Here is a 20954-nt window from a genome sequence, read left to right on the forward strand (position 1 = left end):
CTTCTTTACTGGGGCTGCGTAGCAGCCCCAGTAAAGAAGAACGCGGTGTATCAGACACTCTGTAGAGGCTGGTTTTGGGGCTGCTTCGCAGCCCAGCGCGGGACAAGCCCGCTCGCCACAGGGAGATTTGTCAGGCTCTGAAAAGTTGTGTAGATACCCATCGCCATCGGGGGCAAGCACCCTCCCACACTTGACCCCGTGCAACCCAAAAAAGAGTACGGGTTTGATCCCAAGCCCGATTTGCAATCAAGCGCCGCAGTGCCTATATTTCCCGCCTGGCGCTCTCTACGCCACCTTCCGCGGAAAGGGCTGCGCCCAAGACAGTGAAGCTCTACCTCATTTCTACGACTCCCAACCTTAAAGCGGAAAAGGTTTGTGCAAGGAGATCGTATGTCGCAACGCCCCGTATCCTCCAACACCGATGGCCGTCTCAACCTTGAGCAACAGCGCAAGCGCGCCAAGGAACTGTTACCGCAGCTCAAAGCCCAGGACCCCAATACCACCCTGTCCCAGGCTCAGTGGCAGATCGCCAGGCAACTGGGTTTCAGCAGTTGGCCCAAGCTCAAGGCCCACGTCGACGCCATTGACTTCGCCGCCCGCCATCCCGACTTTGCCGCCAGCGACGAAGCGCGCACCACCCACTGGCGCTGCGGCAATGACATTGCCCACAGCCTCCAGGTGGCGGGGTTCAAGGGCCGGTTCCAGATGCTCAGCGACCCGCTGTGCATGGGCCCGGTGCGCGACGTACCCGCCGCAGAGTTCCGCGCTATGCGCAGCGCCTTCATCAGCCAGGCCTTTGGCATGCCCGTATCGGACGTCACGCGCCGCGTCGACGATGAATACGCTCAGCTCCACACTTTGGCCAGCGCCGAGCACAGCGTGCTGTGGTGCGAGGCGGACGCCTATGACCAGTTGTTCCTGATCCGTGCCCTGGCCGGCCTGGAGCAGGCACCGCCCAGGCTGGAGCTGATCGAGGTGGATCGTATTCCCGGTGTCGAGCGCTTTATCGGTATCGGCCAGCTGGCGCCCGATGTATTGGCGTGGCTATGGCCACAGCGGCGCCTGATCGGTGACGATGCCGTGCAACTGGCCAAACAGGCCTGGTCGGCCTATTGCAACAGCTCACCGACGCCGTTGGCGGAGCTTGCCCATGGCACACACCCCGCCCTGCCCTTGCTGGCCCCGGCGCTGTTGCGTCAGTTGCAGGAACTACCGGGCACCCAGGACGGCCTGTCGCTGACCGAACGCCTGGCCCTGACCTACCTCGCCGAAGCCGGGCCGCTGCCGTTTGGCCGCGTGTTCGCCGAGTTGATGGCCAGGCGCGACCCGCTGCCGTTCCTGGGGGACATGATGTTTCATGCGCTGTTGCGGCCGTTGATCGATGGCGAGCAGCCGTTGCTGACGGAAACCGAAGCGCATCTGGATTGGCCGCGTCGCACGCTGTCGCTGACCCCCTTGGCCCATAGCGTGCTCAACGGACAGGCGTATTGGCTCGACCATGCCAGCCACGAACGCTGGGTGGGCGGTACGTGCATCAGGCCCGGCCAACCGCACTGGATGATTGATGAGGCCCTGCGCCCCCAGTACAGAGCGCAGTAAAAAAACAGCCCGCCGTGCATCACGCACGGCGGGCTTTTTTACAACCGCCAGCGCTTACGGCAACGGCTCGAACTTCAATGCGCTCAAGCTCTGCACCTTGTCCTCGCGGACCATCTTGTATTCGGTGTTCGGGCCGATCCAGCGGTCCCAGATCGCATCGATCTCCCCTGCCTTTTCCATGGACATCAACGACTCGTTGACCTTGGCCAGAAACGCCGGCTCATCGCGGCGCATGCCGGCGCCGATTGGTTCCAGGGCCATCGGCTCCTTGGCCAGGGCCAGTTCGACACCGCTGGCCTTGGCCTGATTGACCAGTTTCAGCGCGGTCATGGTGTTGGTCACCAGGCCCACCACCTTGTTCTGTTGCAACGCCATGTAGGCCGAGCCGGTGTCCTGGAAGGTCACCGGGGTGGCACCGGCAAGGCGGATCGACTGCTCGGAGGTGGAACCCTTGGTGGAGCTGATGCGTTTGTCCTTGAAGAAGCTTTTCGGCTGGTCGGCATTCGCCGCGCGCACCACCAGGGTTTCCTTGGCGATGTAGTACGGGTCGCTGAACTGGATCTGTTCGGCGCGGGTCTTGGTGTAGGCCAGGTTGGCGAAGATCACGTCGACGCGGCCCATTTTCACTTCGGGAATCCGCGCTTCAACCGACAGCGGCTTGAGCTCCAGGGCCACGCCCATGGTCTTGGCCAGGGCCTTGCACAGGTCCACGTCCATGCCCACCAGCTCGCGGGTTTTCGGGTCCGGCGCGGAGAATGGCGGCACGTCGGCGTAGACGCCGCAGCTCAGGGACTGCTTGGCCATAATGTCGCTCAACTGGTCGGCCTGGGCGACGGCGATCGCCAGTGGCCCCAATGCCAGTGCGGTAAACAGATGCTTCATACCCATGGGAAATCTCCAGAAAGTTGGACCAGCAAAAATGGCAGAGGGAGCAAAGCCGCCGCAGCTCAATGGGCCCGCAGGTCGGCGATAAAACGTTGCGCTCGCGGGTGCGAAGGCTGGGTGAAGAAGGCGTCGGGGCTGCTCTTTTCCAGAATCTGCCCGGCGTCCATAAACCAGATGGTGTCGGCCACTTCGCGGGCGAAGTTCATCTCGTGGGTCACGCACATCATGGTCATGCCGTCCTTGGCCAGGCCCTTCATGACGCTCAGTACTTCACCGACCATTTCCGGGTCGAGGGCGCTGGTGGGCTCGTCGAACAGCATCACCGGCGGTTCCATCGCCAATGCCCGGGCGATGGCCACGCGCTGCTGTTGGCCGCCGGACAACTGCGCTGGGTAAGCGCCGGCCTTGTGGGCCAGGCCAACGCGGTCGAGCAATTCCATGGCCTTCTGTTTGGCCGCGGCGCCCTTGAGGTTGCGTAGCTTGTTCGGCGCGAGGGTGATGTTTTCCAGCACCGACAGGTGCGGGAACAGGTTGAAGCTCTGGAACACAAACCCCACGCGGCTGCGCAGGCGATTGATCTGCGCGTCGGTGCCGTGCACGTCCTGGCCGTCGAACAGGATCTGGCCGGCCTGGATATCTTCCAGGCGGTTGACCGTGCGGATCAGCGTCGACTTGCCAGAACCCGAGGGGCCGCACAGCACCACCACTTCACCGGGTTGCACCTCGGCGGTGATGTCGGTGAGCGCCTGGTACTCGCCGTACCATTTATTGATTTTCGAAAACATGATCATTGGATGCATGAGCGCAGCCCTCTTCAATTATCGGTGGTCAGCAACGGACCGCCCGCCACGGTTTGCCCGCCATCGCCCAGGCGCTTGCGGGCAATGCGTTGCTCCACCCAACCGGCCAGGCGGGTCAGGCCAAAACACAGCAGGTAGTAGATGATCGCCAGGATGAAAAACACCTGGAACGGCTTGGTCAGCAACTGGTTGTTGACCTGGTTGGCGGCAAAGGTCACTTCCTGCACGTTGATCACGTAGCCCAGGGAGGTTTCCTTGATGATCGAGATGAACTGGCTGATCAGGCTCGGCAGCGCGTTGTACAACGCCTGGGGCAGGATCACCCAGGCCGTGGTGCGCACATAGCCCAAGCCCAGGGCGCGGGACGCTTCATACTGGCCGGCCGGCAGCGCCTGGATGCCGCCGCGAATGATTTCGCACAGGTAGGCGCTCTGGTAGATCACCAGGGTGCAGAGCATGGTCATGAAACCGGTGATGTTATGGCCGATCAGCAACGGCACCAGGAAGTAGGTCCAGAAGATCACCATCAGCAACGGGATGCCACGCAGCACGTAGACCCACACCGTGGCGACCCAGTACAAACCCTTCCACGGCGACACCCGCGCCAAGGCCAGCAGCAGGCCGAACGGGAACGCCAGCAGCAACGCCAGCGCCGCCAGGATCAGGGTACTCGCCAGGCCGCCCAGTGGGCCGTGAGGGTATTGGCCGATCAGGAGCAGCGTCCAGTTCTGCTGCACGATTGAAAACATATCCAACATCGCGGTCTACCTCGCCAGGGCTTTGCTGAAGCGGCGGGCGAGCAACGCCCCGGCGCCCATCAGCAGCAGTGAAAACACCAGGTAGAACACCGTGGCCACCAGGTATGACTCAAAGGTGCGGAACGTGTAGTTCTCCACTTCGCGGCTGGCGTAGGTCAGTTCCATCACGCCGATCGCCATCGCCAGGCTGGTGTTCTTGAACAGCAGCACGGTGTGGTTGATCAGCGACGGCAGGCAGTTGCGCACGCCCTGGGGCAGGATCACGTAGCGCATCGAACGTACGTAGCCCAGGCCCAGGGCCCTGGACGCTTCGGTCTGCCCGGCGGGAATGGCGCGCAGGCCGCTGCGCATGTCTTCACAGAAATACGCGGCCTGGCACAGGCCCAGGGCGATCACCGAGAACAGGTATTCGGTGTTGTGGTTGGCCAGCCACAGTTGCGTGGACTCGCCAAGCAGCGTCGGCACGCCGAAGTACCACAGCATCAGTTGCACCAGGGTCGGCACATTGCGGTGGTACGACACGTACCCCGCCACCAGGCGGTCGGCCAGCGTGTTACCGGTCAGGCGCACCGTGACCAGTGTCAGCGCCAGCAGCATCGCCAGCAGCCAGGCGAACAGCGCCAGCTGCAAGGTCATTTCGATGCCCTTGACGATCAGCTCGGCGTACTCGCCTTGCAGAATCGCGGCCAAATCGAAGTCTTGCTTCATGGTCAATCCCTATCGGCATTGGGCTAGGGCAGAAATCAAAATCACCCGGCGAGGCCGTGGCGGGATGCAGCGCTGACGGATCGATCCGTTCTTTTGCTGGGGCTGGGATTCAGCCCTGGTAGTCCTGGGGCCGTGCGGTGGAAAGCCCGCCCGGTACCTGCAAGGTCGGGGTGATTTCCATATGCCCGATGTTGACCGCAATCGGCGCGGCAATCGCGAAGGCGATGGCATTGGCGATGTCCTCGGCCTGGGGCAATTCAAAGCCCTCGACGAAGCGCTTGTAGGTGGCTTCGGAATCGCCGTGTACGTGGGCAAAAATATCCGTGGCGACCCGGCCCGGGCAGATCTCGGTGACCCGCACGCGCTTGCCGAACGCATCAATGCGCAACTGGCGCGAAAGCATGCTCACCGCCGCCTTCGTCGCGTGGTAGGTGGAGTTGCCGCCAAAGTTGTAGGCCGCCGCAATCGAACTGATGTTGATGATGTGCCCGCAGTCGCGCTCGACCATGCCCGGCAGCGCCAGGCGCGCCAGGTGCAGCACGGCGCGCAGGTTGACGTCGATGAGCAGGTCGATGCTGTCGGCGTCAGCCTTGAGCAGGGAACCGGGTTTGTCGACGCCGGCGTTGTTGACCAGGATGTCGAAAGTGTTTTCGGCGAACAGTTGGGTCAACCCGGCAAGGTCGGTGACATCGATGGCGTGGGCGATGCAGCCGGTCCTGGCCGCCAGTTCCTGCAACTTGTCGGCGCTGCGGGCCAGGGCATGCACCTGCACGCCTTCCTGGCACAGACGCTCGACAACGGCGGCGCCGATGCCGGAGGAAGCCCCGGTGACCAGCGCGGTTTTGTAGTCGGAAAATGGCATGGGGTGGTCCTTGTGCTACGGGTTATGGTTCGACTCTATCCAGCCTTCGGACGCTGGACCAAGACGCAATGGTTGTGTGGCGATAAGGTCTGCTTATGACGCGGCCAGCAGCTGGGAAATCGGCGTGATGCGGCCGCCCAGTTGCTCGATTTCGGCGCGAATGGTGCGCGCCAGTTCGACCGCGCCGGGGGTGTCGCCGTGCAGCAGGATCGAATGGGCCGGCACCCGCAGCACCTTGCCGCTGAGGGCGGTCACGGTGCCCTCCTCCAACAACTGCCGCACCCGGCGCAGCACCGCTGCCGGCGCCTTGATCACCGAGCCGTCGACCTTGCGCGGCACCAGCAGGCAATCATCGTCATAGGCGCGGTCGGCGAGAAACGTGGTGGCGACGCGCAGGCCGCACTTCTCGGCCGCGCCTTCGATGGCGCGGCTGCTGGAGGAGCTGATGATCAGCGTCGGGTCAAACGCCGCCACCGCCCGCACCAACGGCTCGGCCAGCGCCGCATCGGCGGCGGCCATATTGCCCAGGGCGCCGTGGAAGCTCATGTGGGTCATGCGGTGGCCGTTGACCGCCGCGATCCCGGCGAGCGCGCCAAGCTGGTAGATCACATGGGTGACGAGTTCCTTGGTCTCGATGTTCATCTGCCGACGGCCAAAGCCCATCAGGTCCGGGAAGCCCACATGCGCCCCCAGGTCGATGCCACCGGCCTTGGCCAGACGCACCGTGTTGTCCATGATCAGCGGGTCGCCGGCATGGAAACCGCAGGCCACATTGGCCGATGAAATCAGGCGCATCAGCGCTTCATCCTCGCCCATGCGCCACGGGCCGAAGCCTTCGCCCAGGTCGGCGTTCAAATCAATCTTCATGCGGGGTACTCCACTCCGAGGAAAGCTTCGCCGTAGCCGACGGTGGTGCCGCACGGCACACGCACATCGACAACCCGCGCGGCGCGGGGCGCGCGCAAGGGCAACAACAACTCACCCACTTGCAGCAGCGCGACCAGTTGCCCGGCGCTGAGCTGATCGCCCACCGCCACGAACGGTTGATCAAGTTGGGGATGGGTCAGCAGCAAGCGCCCCATGCCAGTGGTGCGCAGCACTGGGGCCTGCACCTCAGCGGCGGCAGGCGCCGCAACAGCAGCGGCCGAGGCACCGCGCTTGAGCGTCAGGTGCACACCGGGGCGACTCATTTCGGCACCGGCCAAGTGGTGCTCCTTGAGCCACAGCGCCAATTGGCGAATTTCCTCAAGGGTCATGCGTTCACTCCTTCGCGGTGCAGTTCCAACAGGCGGCTGACTTCACGCAGATACGCGCGATTGGTTTCCAGGGCCTCGACGGCCTCCAGGTAGCTGCACTCGATAAAGCGCACCTTACCGCCGATGGGCGCCTGGCCCAGGCGCCACAGGTCGGCCTCGATCACGCTGCCGAACTTGGGGTAGCCGCCGCTGGGCTGGGCGTCACGCATCTGGATGATGGGCTGGCCGCCGTGGGGCACCTGGATCACCCCCGGCACGATGCCGTGGGAGCGAATTTCCATCGGGGCGATGGGCAGCAGCGGCTGGCCTTCCATGCGGTAGCCGTAGCGATTGCTCTGGGTGGTGATCTTCCATTCACCGGCCCAGAACGCCGCGCGGGAAGTTTCTTGGAAACGCTCGTATTCGGCGGCGGGCAACACGCGCATGGCAGGCACCCCATCGACCTGCAACGGCAGCGCCAGGCTTGGCGCCAACACCCCGACATCCAGCGGCAACGGGCTGATACCGGGACGCAGTGCCCCCAGCCGATCACCCTGTTGCAGGGCGCGGCCGTCGAGGCCGCCGAACTCGCCGCGTAATTGAGTGCTGCGCGAACCCAGCACCGACGGCACATCCACCCCGCCCGCCAAACACAGGTAGGCACGGCTGCCAGACGTCGGATAGCCCAGGCTCAAGACCTGGCCTTCACGGCCCTGGCACACCCAGTTCGGTGGCAAGGACTGGCCGTCCAGGGTGGCGTCGCAAGCGGCGCCGGTCAGCGCAAAGGCACAGTCCTGCAACAGCCGCACGTCGAACGGGAACAGCGGTATTTCAATCGCGGCGGCGTCTTCGGGATTGCCCAGCAACAGGTTGCCCAGGGCCAGGGCCAGCTGGTCCATGGCGCCCGACGTGCCCACGCCGTAACCCAGACTGCCGAAGCGACCGAAGTCCTGCACGGTGGCCAGGGCGGTGGCCGATAAAATCTCGATCATCGAATGATCCTCTCGATGCGCAAGCGCAGGAAATCACCCGGCCGCAAGATCGCGGGCGGGGTTTGGGCGGGGTCGAAAAACGCCATTTCAGTACGACCGATGGTGTTCCAGCCGCTGGGGCCAGCCGAGGCGGACACCCCGGTCTGCACCCCGCCGATGGACACCGAGCCCGCGCCGATATTCAGCACCGGCACCTGGCGCCGTGGCGTGGCCAGGCGTGGGTCCATGCCGCCGAGGTAGCAATAACCGGGGTGGCTGCCCAGGGCATACACCGGGTACAGCGGTTCGCAGTGCAGGTTGGCAATGGTCTCGATATCCAGTCCGGTGTGGGCAATCACGTCCGCCATGTGCGGACCGAACTCACCGCCGTACACCACCGGCAATTCGACGATGCGCCCTTCCAGGGGCAGCGGCTGGCTCTGTTCCCAGGCCTCCAGCAGGCGCTGGCACAAGCCGTTCAGTTCACGCGGCGGCGTGAGGAAGGTGAGCATCAGGTTGTTCATGCCGGGCACCGCTTCGTGGATCTCGGGCCATTCGCCGGCTTGCAGGGCCAGGCGCCAGATACGCTGCTGCGGGGCCAGGTCCAGTTCGCCCGGGGCCTCGAACAGTAAGGCGCTGGAGCCCAGCAGGCTGATGGAAGGTGCGGTGTTCATGTCGGACTCCTTTGCTGCAACCAGCGCTCCAGGTGATGAATATCGACTCCGCCGGCGCAGAACGCCGGGTCGTCCAGAATCTCGCGGTGCAGCGCAATATTGGTGCTGATGCCGTCCACGATCATTTCGCTCAGGGCCAGACGCATGCGTGCCATGGCTTCTTCACGCGTGGCGCCGTGGGTAATGACCTTGGCCACCATCGAGTCGTAGTACGGCGGCACGCGGTAGCCGGTGGTGACATGGGAATCGACCCGCACACCAAAACCGCCCGGCACTTCCCAGCGCTGGATCAGGCCGGGGGTCGGCATAAACGTCAGCGGGTCCTCGGCGTTGATGCGGCACTCCAGGGAGTGGCCGTTCAGTTGCACGTCTTCCTGGCGCACGCTCAGCACTTCACCGCGGGCCATGCGCAGTTGCTGCTGGACGATGTCGATGCCGGTGGTCATCTCGGTAACCGGATGCTCCACTTGCAGGCGCGTGTTCATCTCGATGAAGAAGAACTCGCCGTCCTCATACAGAAACTCGAAAGTGCCCACGCCGCGATAGCCGATGCGGCGGCAGGCCTCGGCGCAACGTTCGCCGACCGTGGCGATCAGCGCGGGATCGATGCCCGGCGCCGGCGCTTCTTCCAGGACTTTCTGGTGGCGGCGTTGCAGGGAACAGTCGCGGCAGCCGAGCCAGATCGCATGGCCATGGGCATCGCACAACACCTGGATTTCCACGTGCCGGGGGTGGCCGAGGAATTTCTCGATATACAGTTCAGGGTTGCCGAACGCCAACCGCGCTTCTTCGCGGGTGAGGCCGATGGCGGCGAGCAAGTCGGCCTCCTCCTGCACCACCCGCATGCCACGACCACCGCCACCACCGGCCGCCTTGACGATCACCGGGTAGCCGATTTCGGCGGCAATGGCGAGGATGCTCGCGTCGTCGCTCGGCATGCTCGAATCCGGCCCCGGCACGCACGGCACACCGGCTTCACGCATGGCGCGCTTGGCTGCCACCTTGTCGCCCATGGTGCGAATGCACGCAGCGCTCGGCCCAATAAAGGTCAACCCGGCCGCTTCGATGCGCTCGGCAAACCCGGCGTTTTCCGACAGGAACCCGTAACCGGGGTGGATCGCCTGGGCGCCACTGACCTTGGCGGCAAACAGCAGCGCGGTCTGGTTGAGGTAGCTCAGCCCCGGTGCGGCCGGGCCGATGCACAGCGACTCATCGGCGTTTTGCACATACTGCGCATGGCGGTCCGCTTCGGAGTGCACCGCCACGGTCTTGATGCCCAGGCCATGGCAGGCACGCTGAATGCGCAGGGCGATTTCGCCACGGTTGGCGATCAGCACTTTGTCGAACATTGAATTCACCTGAATAACGAATACGCGTGGGGGTCAATCGAGCCGGAACAAGGCTTGGCCCGCTTCGACTTCGACGCCGGCCTGGGCGAGGATCTCAACCAGCTTGCCGGCGACCTTGGCCTTGACCGGGTGGAACATCTTCATCGCCTCGATCACCGCCACCGTCTGGCCGGCCTCGATGGCTTGGCCCACGGTGACAAACGGCGCCTCACCGACGGCGGGCGTCAGGTGCAAGACGCCATAGAGGCTGGCCTTGATCTCCACGGCGGCGCTGGCCACGGGGGTTGCGGTTTTGGGCGCGGCGATCACGGTCGGCGCGACGCTGGTGATCACCTGGCCTGCCTGCTTGAACAGCCGCAGCGTGCTGTCGCCTTCGGTCAAGCTCAGTTCCAGCAGATCGGATTCGGCCAGCAAATCCATCAACCCCTTGATACGTGCTGAATCCATGTATGGCCCCTGCCTGTCGAGCGTGTCTTGAGTGGATGGGCCCAATCTACCGAGCCCCTCGAAAAGCGGCCAAGACGCTTTGGCTTTGGGGTGATAAGCCGACCTTATGACCGCTCAAATCAGGCTGCCACGCATCTTCGCCACCAGCTCCAGCAGGATCGCCTTGACCGCCTGGGCCGGCACCGACAACGGCAAATGCCCCGACAGGCACAGCGCCAACGGCGCCTCCACCTCGGGTTCGACGATGCGGCACATGTGCACCGAAGTCGCCGCCACCATCACCCGCGCTGACGACTCCGGCAGGATGGTCGAGCCGAAATGGTCGGCCACCGCAGCGGTGAGCGTGGTGGACGACTCGATCTCGGCCACCACCCGCGCACTCAGGCCAATGCGCAGGAAGGCTTCATCCACCAACCGGCGCATGACGTTGTAGGGACGCGGCAGCAGCATGTCCATGTCGGCCAGTTCAGCCAGCGGGATCGCTTCGCGACGGGCAATGTCCGGCTCGGCACTCACCAGGTACAACGGCTCGCGCAGCAGCGAGACAAAACTCAAGCCATGCACCTCACGCCCACCGTAGAGCACCGCCATGTCCATGCGACCGTTCATGATCAGCTCGCTCAAGGTGGTGCCGAAGTTTTCATTGAGGTACAGCAGAATGCCCGGATGGCGCTCACGCACCGTGCGCAGCAACGGCAACGACAGCGCCGACGCCGCAGTACCGGGCGCCAACCCCACCGACACCTGCCCGGACAACGCCTGGCCGGTGGCATTGATATCGCTCTGGGCCTGCTCGCACTGGCGCAAAATAATCTGCGCATGGGCATACAACACCTTGCCCGCCTCAGTCGGCGTGACGCCACGCTTGGTGCGAATCAACAACTGTTGCTGCAACTCCGCTTCCAGGGTCGCCAGTTGTTGGCTCAACGCCGGTTGCGCCACATGCAGCACATCGGCGGCCTGGGTCATGCTGCCGATGTCGACCAGTTTCACGAAATACTTCAGGCGGCGCAGGTTCAAAATGGCGATGCTCATGTAATGGACAAGTGATGCCTTAAATGTGGGAGGGGGCTTGCTCCCGATGAGGCAGTGTCAGTTGATGCATCTGTGATTGACATACTGCTATCGGGAGCAAGCCCCCTCCCACATTTGGTTTTGCGTACACCTGGCAGGTTTGCAAAAGACAGGCCATCCGTATAACCAGCCATAAGGCTTTGCTATGGCTGCCCCTGAACCCCCGCCCAAGGCACCCGTCCGGAGCAGCCAGGACTGGAGGCACCACAACAGTGCAACCCCAGCCATAAGCACTGCCTATCAAACCAGAACAAACTCATCTTATGGCGCCCTCCCCCACCCCTCGTACTGTGACCCCCGTCAACACCATCAACGAGGAACGCCCGTGACTGCCTCCCGCATCGCCGCCCGTGTGCAACGCATCAAACCATCGCCCAGCAGCGCCGCGTCCGACCGCGCCAACGAGCTGCGTCGCCAGGGCCAGTCCATCATCAACCTGGTGGTGGGCGAGCCGGATTTCGATACGCCACCCAATATTCGCCAAGCCGCCAGTGCCGCCATCGAGCGCGGTGAAACCCGCTACACCCAGAACGCCGGTACCCCGGAGCTGCGCCAGGCCATCGTCGACAAGCTGGCGCGGGAAAACGCCCTGGCCTACACCCCCCAGCAAGTGCTGGTGACCAGCGGCGCCAAGAGTGCGATCTTCAACGCCTTTGCCGCCACCCTCGGCGCCGGCGATGAGGTGCTGATCCCGGCGCCGTACTGGGTGTCGTACCCGGACATGGTGCTGGCCTGCGAAGGCGAGCCCGTGACCCTCGCCTGCCCTGAACACAACGGCTTCAAGCTGACTCCAGGCCAGCTGCGCGCGGCGATCACCCCGCGTACCCGCTGGCTGCTGCTCAACTCCCCCAGCAACCCCACCGGCGCCAGCTACAGCCACAGCGAATTGCGCGCCCTGGCCGATGTGCTGCTGGACTATCCCCATGTGCTGCTGATGACCGATGACATCTACGAGCACATCCGTTTCGACGGCCTGGATAACCCGCACATCCTGGCCATCGAACCGGCTTTGAAAGATCGCACGCTGGTGGTCAACGGCGTGTCGAAGACCTATGCCATGACCGGTTGGCGCATCGGTTACGCCGCCGGCCCCACCGACCTGATCGGCGCCATGGCCACCCTGCAATCGCAGTCCACCAGCAACGCCTGCTCGATCAGCCAGGCAGCGGCGGTGGAAGCGCTCAACGGCGACCAGAGCTTCGTCCAGCAAAGCGTGCGGGTCTACCAGCAACGCCGCGACCGCTGCCTGGAGCTGCTCAATGCCATTCCCGGCCTCAGTTGCCGCAAGCCGGATGGCGCGTTCTACCTGTATGTGAATTGCGCTGGCCTGCTGGGTAAAACCACGCCCGAGGGCAAGGTGCTGCACACCGACAGCGACGTCGTGATGTACCTGCTGGAAAGCCAGGGCGTGGCGGTGGTGGCGGGCACGGCGTATGGCCTGGCGCCGTTTTTCCGCATGTCGATCGCCACCGCGATTGCCACCCTCGACCAAGGCTGTGCGCGCATCAAAGCCGCCGTCGCCGCGTTGCGCTGAGGGCCGACCATGACCGTGGCAGCCCATCCGCCCCTGAGTTTCCAGCAAGCCTTGCTGGCCATGCTCGGCATCTCCCTGGTGCTGATGCTCTCGGCACTCGACCAGACGGTGATCGGCAACGCCTTGCCGAGCATCGTCGCCGAGCTCAATGGCTTTGAACTCTATGCGTGGGTTGCCACCGGTTACCTGTTGGCGTCCATCGTCACCATTCCGATTTTCGGGCGGCTGGGGGATTACTACGGGCGCAAGCCGTTTGTGCTGGCCGCCACGCTGATTTTCACCCTGGCCTCACTGGCCTGCGCCGTGGCCAACGACATGCTGGTGCTGGTGATCGGCCGCGCCTTGCAGGGGGTGGGCGGCGGCATGTTGATCGGCACCGCGTTCGCCTGCATTCCCGAGCTGTTTCCCGATACCCGTCAACGCCTGCGTTGGCAAATGCTCTTGAGTGCGCTGTTCAGCGTGGTCAATGCCATTGGCCCGGGCCTGGGGGGTTACCTGACCGGCGCCTTTGGCTGGCGCTCGGTGTTCTACCTCAACCTGCCCCTGGGGTGCCTGGCGCTGTTGATCGCCTGGCGCTTCCTGCCCTGGTACCGCCCGCAGCAACGCAACGGCATTCGCCTGGACTGGCCCGGCGCGCTGCTGATCGCCACGGCGCTGGGCAGCCTGCAATTGTTTGTGGAATGGCTGGGGCATTCGAGCCTGGCGTTGAGCGCCGCCCTGGGCCTGGGCTGTATTGCCGCGATCATCGCGCTGTGGCACTGGGAGCGGCGTTGCCCGCATGCGCTGTTGCCGGCGGCGTTATTCAGCTTGCCGAGCCTGCGATTGTTGTTCGTGCTGTCGGTGGCGGCCGGCGCGATCATGTTTTCGCTGTTGTTCTACCTGCCGCTGTTGCTGCAAGGCGCCTACGGCTACTCGCCCCAGGACGCCGGCCTGCTGATCACGCCGCTGGCGTTGAGCATCACCTTGGGGGCCATCGTCAACAGCCGCATCGTGACCCATTTGCGCAACCCCAACCATTTGCCGCTGGCGGGCTTTGTCGCGCTGCTGCTGGCGTGCCTGGGCCTGGCCGTGGTCGGGCGCGGGGCCGCGTTCAACCTGTTGCTCGGTTTGATCCTGCTGGCCGGCCTGGGGCTGGGATTTATCCTGCTCAACCTCACGGTCTTCACCCAGACCCTGGCCGAACGGCAGTTCTTGGGGATTGCCACGGCACTGACCCAGTCCCTGCGCCTGGTCGGCGGGCTACTCGGCACCGCAGGCATGGGGGTGCTGGTCAATCTGCTCTACAGCGCCAACGTGCAGCGGGTGTTTCTCGCGGCGAATCACGCCGAGGGCATTGCCATGTATGCCGACCCGCAAACGCTGTTGCATTCCAACCTTGAAGCCTCGCCCTGGCTGAACCTGGCCCGCGATGCACTGGCGCAGTCCGTGGGCGTCGGCCTGTTGCTGTGCGCCGGGATCGGCGTGCTGGCGTTGTTGATCCTGTACCGCTTGCCGCCGGTGCGACTGCATGTCGTGCCGGCCACCGTTGCTCCTGAAAAACCTGCTCCTGAAAACAAATAGAAAACCTTCACTGCCGCTTTTGACTGCCCTCAAAAAAACCAAACACACATGGGGATGACACCGATGGAGCTTTTCAATCGCGCACCGACAGTACTCGCCGGCCTTTGTGGCCTGCTGATCGCCCAACAGGGCTACGCCGCCGGCCTGGTGGAAGACAGCAAGCTCAACGTACTGGCCCGCAACTTCTTCAGTAACGCCGACAACCGCAGCGGCGCCGCTGACCCCAACTACACCCAGGAATGGGGCCAGGGGTTTATCGCCAACTTCGAGTCGGGTTTCACCCAAGGCACGGTGGGCTTCGGTGTCGACGCTATCGGCATGTTCGGCGTGCGCCTGGACTCCGGCAAAGGTCGTCACTACAACCCCCAAAGCACTGCGTTCAACGGCAACGTGTTCCCCACCGATCACGATGGCCGCGCGGTAGACGAGTTCGGTAGCCTGGGCCTGACCGCCAAGGCGCGCTTTGCCCAGACCGAGCTGAAATACGGGACCCTGGTACCGATGCTGCCGGTGGTGATGTCCACCGACCGCATGTTGCAACAGACCTTCAATGGCGGGCAGGTGCAGTCCAAGGACCTGGACCATTTCACCTTCACCCTCGGCCAGTTGGAACACGTCAAAGGCCGTGGTTCGAGCAACCAGATGGGCATGTCGATCCCGGGCGCCAACAACCCGGTCAGCGGTGAGTTCGTCAACAAGTTCTACTACGGCGGCGTCGACTACAAACCCACCAAAGACCTGACCTTGCAGTACTACTACGGCAACCTGCAGGACTTCTACAAGCAGAACTTCCTGGGCCTCAAGTACGACTGGCAGATCGGGCCGGGCACCCTGCGCACCGACCTGCGCCACTTCGACAACCGCTCCGACGGCGCCAACGGCAACGACCCGGCGTTCTACACCTTCGGCTACTACGGCGACGGCGTGACCAAGGGCAAGGTCGACAGCCGCCTGAGCAGTGCCCTGTTCACCTACCTGGTCAACGGCCACACGATTGCCGCCGGCCTGCAACAGGTCAGCGGCGACAGCGATGCGGTGTGGCTGAACCAGGGTGACGGTTCCACGGCCTACTTCATGACCGAGTCGATGATCGGCAAATTCCAGCGCGCCGGGGAAACCACCTGGCAGGTGCGTTACGGCTATGACTTCGCCACGGTCGGCGTGCCGGGCCTGAGCTTTATGGGCATGTACGAAAGCGGCTCGAACATCCGCACGCCAACGGGTGACAAGAGCGAGTGGGAACGCAACCTGACCGTGAGCTATGTGTTCCAGCAAGGCCCGCTGAAGAACCTGAGCATCGCCTTGCGCCATGCCTCATTGCGCACCGAAGTGACCACCCAGCGTGACAGTGATGAACATCGGGTGATCATCAGTTACCCGTTGAGCATCTTGTAGGCAGCTCACATGTGGGAGGGGGACTTGCCCCCTCCCACAGTTTGATTGGCGGTATGGCTGGCTGATGTGCTCCAGGGTGTAGCGCCGCGATGCCGGCAATATCGAGCTGGCGATGAGGCCGCTGCTAGATGATAAGTTTCACAATCACGTCAATTTCGCATCCGACAAAAATTTCGCAATGTGGTGAATCAACACCGGATTAGGCTAAGGTGCCGCCCACGCGCCCTTTCCCTGCGAGACCTCTGCATGCGACCCCTGATCATCGCCAGCCTGTGCCTGCTGGCAGGCTGCCAACACACGCCGCCGGCCAACGACCAGCTCGACGCCGTACTCTGGACCCAGACCTCCATCGAACACGAGTTGATCTATCGCCAGGTCTTCGCCCATGCCACCCGCCAGCTCGACGTGGCGCTGGCCGATCCCAGCTGGGACGCGCTGCCCTTCCCTCCCCGCAACCTGAGCGGCCTGCCACCGGCGGTGGTGGTGGATATTGACGAAACCCTGCTGGACAACGTGCCGCTCAATGCCCGCGATGTCATCAACAATCAGGTGTATTCCTACGACCGCTGGAACACCTGGGTCGACCAGGCCAAGGCCCAGGCACTCCCCGGCGCCGTGGCGTTCCTGCAAGCGGCGCAACAAAAAGGCATCACGGTTTACTACCTGACTAACCGCGAACACAGCCAGGTCGCGGCCACTGTGGCCAACCTGCGCCTGCGCGGTTTTCCGGTGCAGAGCAATCAACAGGTGCTCGCCGCCAGCACGCCTACCGGGCACTGCGAAAGCGCCGGCTACGGCAAGAACTGCCGCCGCCAATGGGTCGCCAGCCAGGCTCGCGTGCTGTTGCTGGCCGGTGATTCCCTGGGGGATTTCGTCCAGGCCGAACGCAACACCCTCGAGGCCCAGCGCAAGGCCGTCGAACCCTATGTGAACTGGCTCGGGCAGCGCTGGTTTTTGCTGCCCAACCCGACTTACGGCAACTGGTACAGCGCGCCCTATGGGGATGATGAAAAGCTGCCGTTCGCGCAGAAACGCCAGCTCAAGCAGCAGGCGTTGCAGTTGCAGGAGTAACGCCGGCCTAGTGCAAGCGCCCGCCCAACGGGTACTCGACCGCCAGACGGATCTGGTTGGCGTCCAGCTCCGCCTGCGCCGCATTGCCCCGGTGCACGGCGTGGCGCAGGGTAAAAGCGAGGTTTTTCGCGACACCGGACTGCACCACGTAGCGTGCTTGCAGGTCACGCTCCCAATGCTTGCCCCCATCACCGTAGCCGAGCCATTGGTAGCCGCCGCGAGGATCCATGTGGCGGCCGTCGATGCCACTGCCGCGTACATACAACGCCGCCAGGCTCAGGCCTGGCATGCCATGGCCCGCCAGATCCAGGTCATAGCGCGCCTGCCACGAGGCTTCCCGTGGGGCGTTGAAGTCGGACAGCGCCACGGCGTTGCTCAGGTAAATCGCCCCGCGCGTCACGTAGTCGAACGGCGTGTCGCCACTGACTTTCTGATAGCCCACGCCCACACTGTGGGCACCGAACCGATAGGTCGAGAGCAGGCTCCATGTGGTGTTATCGATGTGCCCGGACAACGCCTTGCCGGTGTCCTGGGTGCGATACAGGTTCAGGTCAACAGTCAGTGCCTGGCCGGGAAACAGCGGCCGGGTGTAGACCGCCCCCAGGTAATGCTGGCGCCAGGTGTCTTCATAGACAGCACTGAACACACTGGCGCTCAGCCCCTTGATTGCCGTATTGCGCACACCCACCAAGTCAAAGCGATCACCTTGCTTGCCATTGGAATAATTGACGACAAACCCTTGGTCATGGCTGCTGGCGTTGCGGTCGGTGCTCTCATTGAAGTGCCCCGCGAACAGGGTGGTGGCCGGCAACTCGCGGCTGGTCAACAGCCATCCCGTCGCGGTTTCGGGCAGCAAGCGGCTGTCGGACGAGGCAAACACCGGGGTTTTCACCCGCTGCTCGCCGTAGCGCAATTCGGTTGAGGAAAAGCGCAGTTTGGCCACTGCACCACCGCGGCTGAACTGGTCCTTGGGATGGCCGTCATTGTCCACCCCCAATAGCCGGGCTTTCCCGGCACGCCCACCGCCACTGTCCAGTTGCCAGGCGGAATAAACGTGCGCATCCAGGCCAAAACCCAGGGTGCCGGTGGTGAAGCCCGAGGCGTAGTCAGCCATCAGGCCATAGGCCCATTCCTCCGCCAGGTCGCTGCGCTGGGATCGCGGTTTGTAGGCGTTGCGTGCGCCATTGCTGAGGGCGCCATGCTGGTAGTCGCGGCGGTCGTAGACACTGCGGTTGAGCAGGTTCCACTGACTGTCCTCGATAAAGCCTTTGACGGTGTCTTGTTCGGCGGCGAAGGCGAGCAGGCTCTGCCCTCCCAATGCCAATAGCAGGGTGCGGGTCGATAGCATCTTCACGGTTTGACTCCAGAACGTGTCAGGCAAAGGTGTTCCGCAGGGCGCAGAACACCGTTGGTTCCGTCAGAGGTATTTGAGAATCGCGATGTCGCGACGACGCTGTTTGAGGTCGGCGAACCACCGCGTCGGGAAGAACAGCAACACCCCGAGTATCACGCTCCACAACCACACCATCGGCAGGTCGTCAAAACCGTAGTAGGTGCCCTGGTTGGCGCCCCAGATCGCCAGCGCGACCAGGTACATGGCCTTGAGCACGTAGAGGTGCAGCAAGTAGAAAAACATCGGCGCCCCACCGTAGATCGCCAGGGTCGCGGTAGCCCAGCGGGCCTGCCATTTCTCGAACAGTGCCAACAACAGCAGCGACAGGCCCAGAGTCGGCATCAGGAACATCAGCGACGGCGGGTATTTCTTCGCGCTCATGAAGCTCATGAAGGTGCGCAACGCATCACCGGTCTGCACCCAGGGTTTCTCGCCATACACGTTGAGGTAGCGGATAAACACAAACGCGACCAGCAGGCCTGTACCCAGCTTGACCAAGCGGGAGATACGCTCCGCCGACGGCATCGCCTTGCCAAACCACGGGCCGATACCCCAGCCCAGCAGGATCACACCGATCCACGGCAATATCGGGTAAGTCGTGCGAGCGCGGGTGAATTCGGTAATGTCGATAAACACCCGCTGATGCAGGATCGACCAGGGCACGAAGAACGGCGACTCCGGCCCGACTGTCACGCCATCGAGCAGGTTATGCCCGGCGACAATCGCCACCCCCAGCACAATCAGCCAGGCGCGCTTGAAGTGCAGCAAACCGGCGAGCACGATCATGCACAGGCCGATACACCAGATCACTTGCAGCCACAACGTCTTGGGCGGGAACTCGGCGTTCCAGGCAAAGCACACGAAGGTGATTTCCAGGAACACCAGGAACAGCCCGCGCTTGAGCAAAAACACCGAGGTTTCGCGGGCGCTGTGTTTCTGGCTGTAGAGCCAGGCCGACAAACCCGTCAGGAAGATAAACGCCGGGGCGCAGATCTCGCTGAGCATACGGGTGAAGTACAGGTCCGGAGTGACACTCAAGGCGTCGATCGGGTCGGTGACCTGCCGGTGCAGCAAGAAGGTTTCGCGCACATGGTCGATGAGCATCAACAGCATCACAAAACCACGCAGCGCATCGATAGCCAGCATGCGCGTGGCCGCCGTGACGTTCGTGCGGGCAAGCGTCGGCGCAACAGTGCCCGCCTGACCGGCCAATCCTGAAGAAAGGGTCATATCAATCACTCATGTAGGAGGCAATGAATCAGGCTGACTTTTTCAGCCTGGCGACTTCCGATGCCGGCAGTTGCGACGGCGCGCGGGGTAACGGCGCCTGGCCTTGCCGGCGGTGGAACGACAACGTCGAACTGAAGCGTTTGACGTCAAACCGCTCGGGTTTACCCGCCGGATCAAGACGTTCGCCAGGGCTGTTGTCCTGGTACTCAACGGCCACCACGTAAGTGCCCTGCCAGGGCAGCTCGAAGCTGACGTTGCCGGCAGCATCGCTGCGCTGCTTGAAGACTTCACCGGAGGCGGTTTCCAGCATCACTTCCTGGCCCGTCAGCGGCTTGCCCGCGAAGAACACCCGGAACTGCGCACGGCCCGCATCGGCAACGCCGGTGGGAACAACATCCAGGGTCAACTCCGGGCTGCGAGCGCGCAGGTCACCAACCCAACGCGTGGCTGGCGTCCAAGCGGCTTTCAAAGTCTTGCCGCCTTCATGCACATCAAACATCGGATAGTGCAGGTCTTGCGCCAGCAACGAATCCTCATGGCCGGGCTGCTCGGCCAGGATGAACGCCTGGCGCTGCAGGTTCAGCTGCAGCGGTGCCGACCTGTCGGCCAGCGACCAGGCCTGGAGCTGCTTGAACCGGTCCATTCCCCCCGGCGTCACCTCCAGCACGTTCTTGTCATATTCCCCGTAGTACAAGGCCAGGGGCTGGCCGGGAAGTTGTTCGTACCAAATCTGATGCGCCTCGCTGGCGGTAGCCAGCATGAACGCCCCATAACCCAACAGTGCTTTTGCGTTGCTCATTCGCATTTTTTTCGCTCCGATTGGTGGTGTTCAACCCAAGGCTGTCGCAGCTGGAAAACCCCGCGTAGCCCTGCGCTCCCTCACTCTGCAAGCATTACAACGCAGGCCCTTTTGCGTTTTGCGCCGAATTGCGCCCACGGATCGGCGCAGACCACTGTTTAAGGGCCCGAAAAAGTGTTTTATGCGGGTTGCGTCGAGATGAGGCGTTTAGCCAAGACTACGAGTGGGCGTGTCCAATTGAGGTGCAAAAGCAGTGAGCTTTGATCGTTTCCACGCCCTGCGCAAAGCTGTGTACCTGATGTACCGAGGTGCCTGCATCGCAGGCAAGCCAGCCCCCACATTTGAACCGGTTCACCCCATAAAGCGGGGTCAGCTGACAGACCGCCGTCGGGGGCATAGCTATCTACAACGTTGTAGCCGCCAACAGTAACCACGATGCGAAGCGAGCCGCCCTTGATCTTGCTTTTGATCTTGATCTCAGGTGCCCCGTTAAACCACGCTGGCCGGAATTCGATAGTGATTTGGGGGGTAAACCGGCAGGGATGCCGGTTTAGCCGCCCCGCGCCATGGATGGCGCGTGGCGGCGGCCCCCCAAATCACTGTCGGATTA

Annotated in this window: 20 protein-coding genes; 5 read left to right on the forward strand and 15 right to left on the reverse strand. The window is 63.2% G+C overall.

Annotation, left to right across the window (positions count from 1 at the left end; genetic code table 11):
• Positions 1-390 precede the first annotated feature (390 nt).
• Positions 391-1599 (forward strand): DUF1835 domain-containing protein, encoded by a 1209-nt coding sequence (locus AB1462_RS30905; RefSeq protein ID WP_259194975.1) that lies wholly within the window; start codon positions 391-393, stop codon positions 1597-1599.
• A 54-nt stretch (positions 1600-1653) separates the two neighbouring features.
• Here the strand turns inward: AB1462_RS30905 and AB1462_RS30910 are convergent, their stop codons facing one another.
• The 12 genes from AB1462_RS30910 to nac form a co-directional block, all read right to left on the reverse strand.
• Positions 1654-2487, reverse strand: coding sequence for an ABC transporter substrate-binding protein (locus AB1462_RS30910; RefSeq protein ID WP_259194974.1), 834 nt, complete (start codon positions 2485-2487; stop codon positions 1654-1656).
• Between the two features lie 59 nt (positions 2488-2546).
• Positions 2547-3275, reverse strand: a complete 729-nt coding sequence (locus AB1462_RS30915) for an amino acid ABC transporter ATP-binding protein (protein ID WP_169899070.1) — start codon at positions 3273-3275, stop codon at positions 2547-2549.
• Positions 3276-3298: 23 nt separating this feature from the next.
• Positions 3299-4042 (reverse strand): amino acid ABC transporter permease, encoded by a 744-nt coding sequence (locus tag AB1462_RS30920; RefSeq protein WP_090406173.1) that lies wholly within the window; start codon positions 4040-4042, stop codon positions 3299-3301.
• 6 nt (positions 4043-4048) lie between these two features.
• On the reverse strand, positions 4049-4750 hold the full coding sequence (locus tag AB1462_RS30925) for an amino acid ABC transporter permease (protein ID WP_090406176.1): 702 nt from the start codon (positions 4748-4750) through the stop codon (positions 4049-4051).
• A gap of 109 nt (positions 4751-4859) precedes the next feature.
• Entirely contained in the window at positions 4860-5612 is a 753-nt protein-coding gene (locus AB1462_RS30930) for an SDR family oxidoreductase (protein WP_367248889.1), read from the reverse strand.
• Positions 5613-5705: 93 nt separating this feature from the next.
• On the reverse strand, positions 5706-6479 hold the full coding sequence (locus AB1462_RS30935) for a LamB/YcsF family protein (RefSeq protein WP_090406179.1): 774 nt from the start codon (positions 6477-6479) through the stop codon (positions 5706-5708).
• Positions 6476-6868: a hypothetical protein gene (locus AB1462_RS30940; protein WP_367248891.1), complete on the reverse strand. Its 393-nt coding sequence runs from the start codon at positions 6866-6868 to the stop codon at positions 6476-6478. Before AB1462_RS30940 ends, AB1462_RS30935 begins: the two co-directional genes overlap by 4 nt.
• Positions 6865-7839 carry a biotin-dependent carboxyltransferase family protein gene (locus AB1462_RS30945; protein ID WP_367248893.1) on the reverse strand — a complete coding sequence of 325 codons (975 nt, stop codon included), beginning with the start codon at positions 7837-7839 and terminating at the stop codon, positions 6865-6867. The genes AB1462_RS30940 and AB1462_RS30945 overlap by 4 nt, the downstream gene beginning before the upstream one ends.
• Complete coding sequence (gene pxpB, locus AB1462_RS30950; RefSeq protein ID WP_367248895.1) at positions 7836-8492, reverse strand: 5-oxoprolinase subunit PxpB; 657 nt, start codon at positions 8490-8492, stop codon at positions 7836-7838. The genes AB1462_RS30945 and pxpB overlap by 4 nt, the downstream gene beginning before the upstream one ends.
• The gene (gene accC / locus AB1462_RS30955; protein ID WP_090406191.1) at positions 8489-9841 is read right to left on the reverse strand and encodes an acetyl-CoA carboxylase biotin carboxylase subunit; all 1353 of its coding nucleotides are present in this window, start codon (positions 9839-9841) and stop codon (positions 8489-8491) included. The genes pxpB and accC overlap by 4 nt, the downstream gene beginning before the upstream one ends.
• A 33-nt stretch (positions 9842-9874) precedes the next feature.
• On the reverse strand, positions 9875-10288 hold the full coding sequence (locus tag AB1462_RS30960; RefSeq protein WP_090406194.1) for an acetyl-CoA carboxylase biotin carboxyl carrier protein subunit: 414 nt from the start codon (positions 10286-10288) through the stop codon (positions 9875-9877).
• Between the two features lie 114 nt (positions 10289-10402).
• A complete protein-coding gene (nac, locus tag AB1462_RS30965) occupies positions 10403-11308 on the reverse strand; it encodes a nitrogen assimilation transcriptional regulator NAC (protein ID WP_259194977.1) in 906 nt (301 codons plus the stop codon).
• 379 nt (positions 11309-11687) lie between these two features.
• On the opposite strand from nac, the gene AB1462_RS30970 reads away from it, so the two are divergent.
• The 4 genes from AB1462_RS30970 (at position 11688) to AB1462_RS30985 (ending at position 16922) form a co-directional block, all read left to right on the forward strand.
• Positions 11688-12896, forward strand: coding sequence for an aspartate transaminase (locus AB1462_RS30970; RefSeq protein WP_090406197.1), 1209 nt, complete (start codon positions 11688-11690; stop codon positions 12894-12896).
• A gap of 9 nt (positions 12897-12905) precedes the next feature.
• The gene (locus AB1462_RS30975; RefSeq protein WP_367248897.1) at positions 12906-14456 is read left to right on the forward strand and encodes an MFS transporter; all 1551 of its coding nucleotides are present in this window, start codon (positions 12906-12908) and stop codon (positions 14454-14456) included.
• A gap of 63 nt (positions 14457-14519) precedes the next feature.
• Positions 14520-15851 carry an OprD family porin gene (locus AB1462_RS30980; RefSeq protein ID WP_090406203.1) on the forward strand — a complete coding sequence of 444 codons (1332 nt, stop codon included), beginning with the start codon at positions 14520-14522 and terminating at the stop codon, positions 15849-15851.
• Between the two features lie 246 nt (positions 15852-16097).
• Complete coding sequence (locus AB1462_RS30985; protein ID WP_315338403.1) at positions 16098-16922, forward strand: HAD family acid phosphatase; 825 nt, start codon at positions 16098-16100, stop codon at positions 16920-16922.
• A 7-nt stretch (positions 16923-16929) separates the two neighbouring features.
• Here AB1462_RS30985 and AB1462_RS30990 read toward each other — a convergent pair whose 3' ends face one another.
• The 3 genes from AB1462_RS30990 to AB1462_RS31000 all read right to left on the reverse strand — a co-directional run bounded on the left by AB1462_RS30990 (position 16930) and on the right by AB1462_RS31000 (position 20344).
• The gene (locus AB1462_RS30990) at positions 16930-18276 is read right to left on the reverse strand and encodes an OprD family porin (protein WP_367248900.1); all 1347 of its coding nucleotides are present in this window, start codon (positions 18274-18276) and stop codon (positions 16930-16932) included.
• Positions 18277-18339: 63 nt separating this feature from the next.
• On the reverse strand, positions 18340-19545 hold the full coding sequence (locus AB1462_RS30995) for a heparan-alpha-glucosaminide N-acetyltransferase domain-containing protein (RefSeq protein ID WP_315338399.1): 1206 nt from the start codon (positions 19543-19545) through the stop codon (positions 18340-18342).
• A 28-nt stretch (positions 19546-19573) separates the two neighbouring features.
• Positions 19574-20344 carry a DUF4198 domain-containing protein gene (locus tag AB1462_RS31000; RefSeq protein WP_259194966.1) on the reverse strand — a complete coding sequence of 257 codons (771 nt, stop codon included), beginning with the start codon at positions 20342-20344 and terminating at the stop codon, positions 19574-19576.
• Positions 20345-20954: the final 610 nt, after the last annotated feature.

Origin of the sequence: Pseudomonas sp. SB113 (genome assembly GCF_040754745.1) — a bacterium.
GTDB classification, from domain to species: Bacteria; Pseudomonadota; Gammaproteobacteria; order Pseudomonadales; family Pseudomonadaceae; genus Aquipseudomonas; species Aquipseudomonas grimontii.

Excerpts from the sequence above, each read along its gene's own strand:
- AB1462_RS30925 (WP_090406176.1), bottom strand. The coding sequence starts at position 4,750 with ATGAAGCAAGACTTCGATTTGGCCGCGATTCTGCAAGGCGAGTACGCC.
- AB1462_RS30995 (WP_315338399.1), bottom strand. The coding sequence starts at position 19,545 with ATGACCCTTTCTTCAGGATTGGCCGGTCAGGCGGGCACTGTTGCGCCG.
- pxpB (WP_367248895.1), bottom strand. The coding sequence starts at position 8,492 with ATGAACACCGCACCTTCCATCAGCCTGCTGGGCTCCAGCGCCTTACTG.
- AB1462_RS30945 (WP_367248893.1), bottom strand. The coding sequence starts at position 7,839 with ATGATCGAGATTTTATCGGCCACCGCCCTGGCCACCGTGCAGGACTTC.
- AB1462_RS30960 (WP_090406194.1), bottom strand. The coding sequence starts at position 10,288 with ATGGATTCAGCACGTATCAAGGGGTTGATGGATTTGCTGGCCGAATCC.
- AB1462_RS30915 (WP_169899070.1), bottom strand. The coding sequence starts at position 3,275 with ATGATCATGTTTTCGAAAATCAATAAATGGTACGGCGAGTACCAGGCG.
- AB1462_RS30930 (WP_367248889.1), bottom strand. The coding sequence starts at position 5,612 with ATGCCATTTTCCGACTACAAAACCGCGCTGGTCACCGGGGCTTCCTCC.
- AB1462_RS30920 (WP_090406173.1), bottom strand. The coding sequence starts at position 4,042 with ATGTTGGATATGTTTTCAATCGTGCAGCAGAACTGGACGCTGCTCCTG.
- AB1462_RS30980 (WP_090406203.1), top strand. The coding sequence starts at position 14,520 with ATGGAGCTTTTCAATCGCGCACCGACAGTACTCGCCGGCCTTTGTGGC.
- AB1462_RS30935 (WP_090406179.1), bottom strand. The coding sequence starts at position 6,479 with ATGAAGATTGATTTGAACGCCGACCTGGGCGAAGGCTTCGGCCCGTGG.
- accC (WP_090406191.1), bottom strand. The coding sequence starts at position 9,841 with ATGTTCGACAAAGTGCTGATCGCCAACCGTGGCGAAATCGCCCTGCGC.
- AB1462_RS30905 (WP_259194975.1), top strand. The coding sequence starts at position 391 with ATGTCGCAACGCCCCGTATCCTCCAACACCGATGGCCGTCTCAACCTT.
- AB1462_RS30940 (WP_367248891.1), bottom strand. The coding sequence starts at position 6,868 with ATGACCCTTGAGGAAATTCGCCAATTGGCGCTGTGGCTCAAGGAGCAC.
- AB1462_RS31000 (WP_259194966.1), bottom strand. The coding sequence starts at position 20,344 with ATGAGCAACGCAAAAGCACTGTTGGGTTATGGGGCGTTCATGCTGGCT.
- AB1462_RS30985 (WP_315338403.1), top strand. The coding sequence starts at position 16,098 with ATGCGACCCCTGATCATCGCCAGCCTGTGCCTGCTGGCAGGCTGCCAA.
- AB1462_RS30910 (WP_259194974.1), bottom strand. The coding sequence starts at position 2,487 with ATGGGTATGAAGCATCTGTTTACCGCACTGGCATTGGGGCCACTGGCG.
- AB1462_RS30975 (WP_367248897.1), top strand. The coding sequence starts at position 12,906 with ATGACCGTGGCAGCCCATCCGCCCCTGAGTTTCCAGCAAGCCTTGCTG.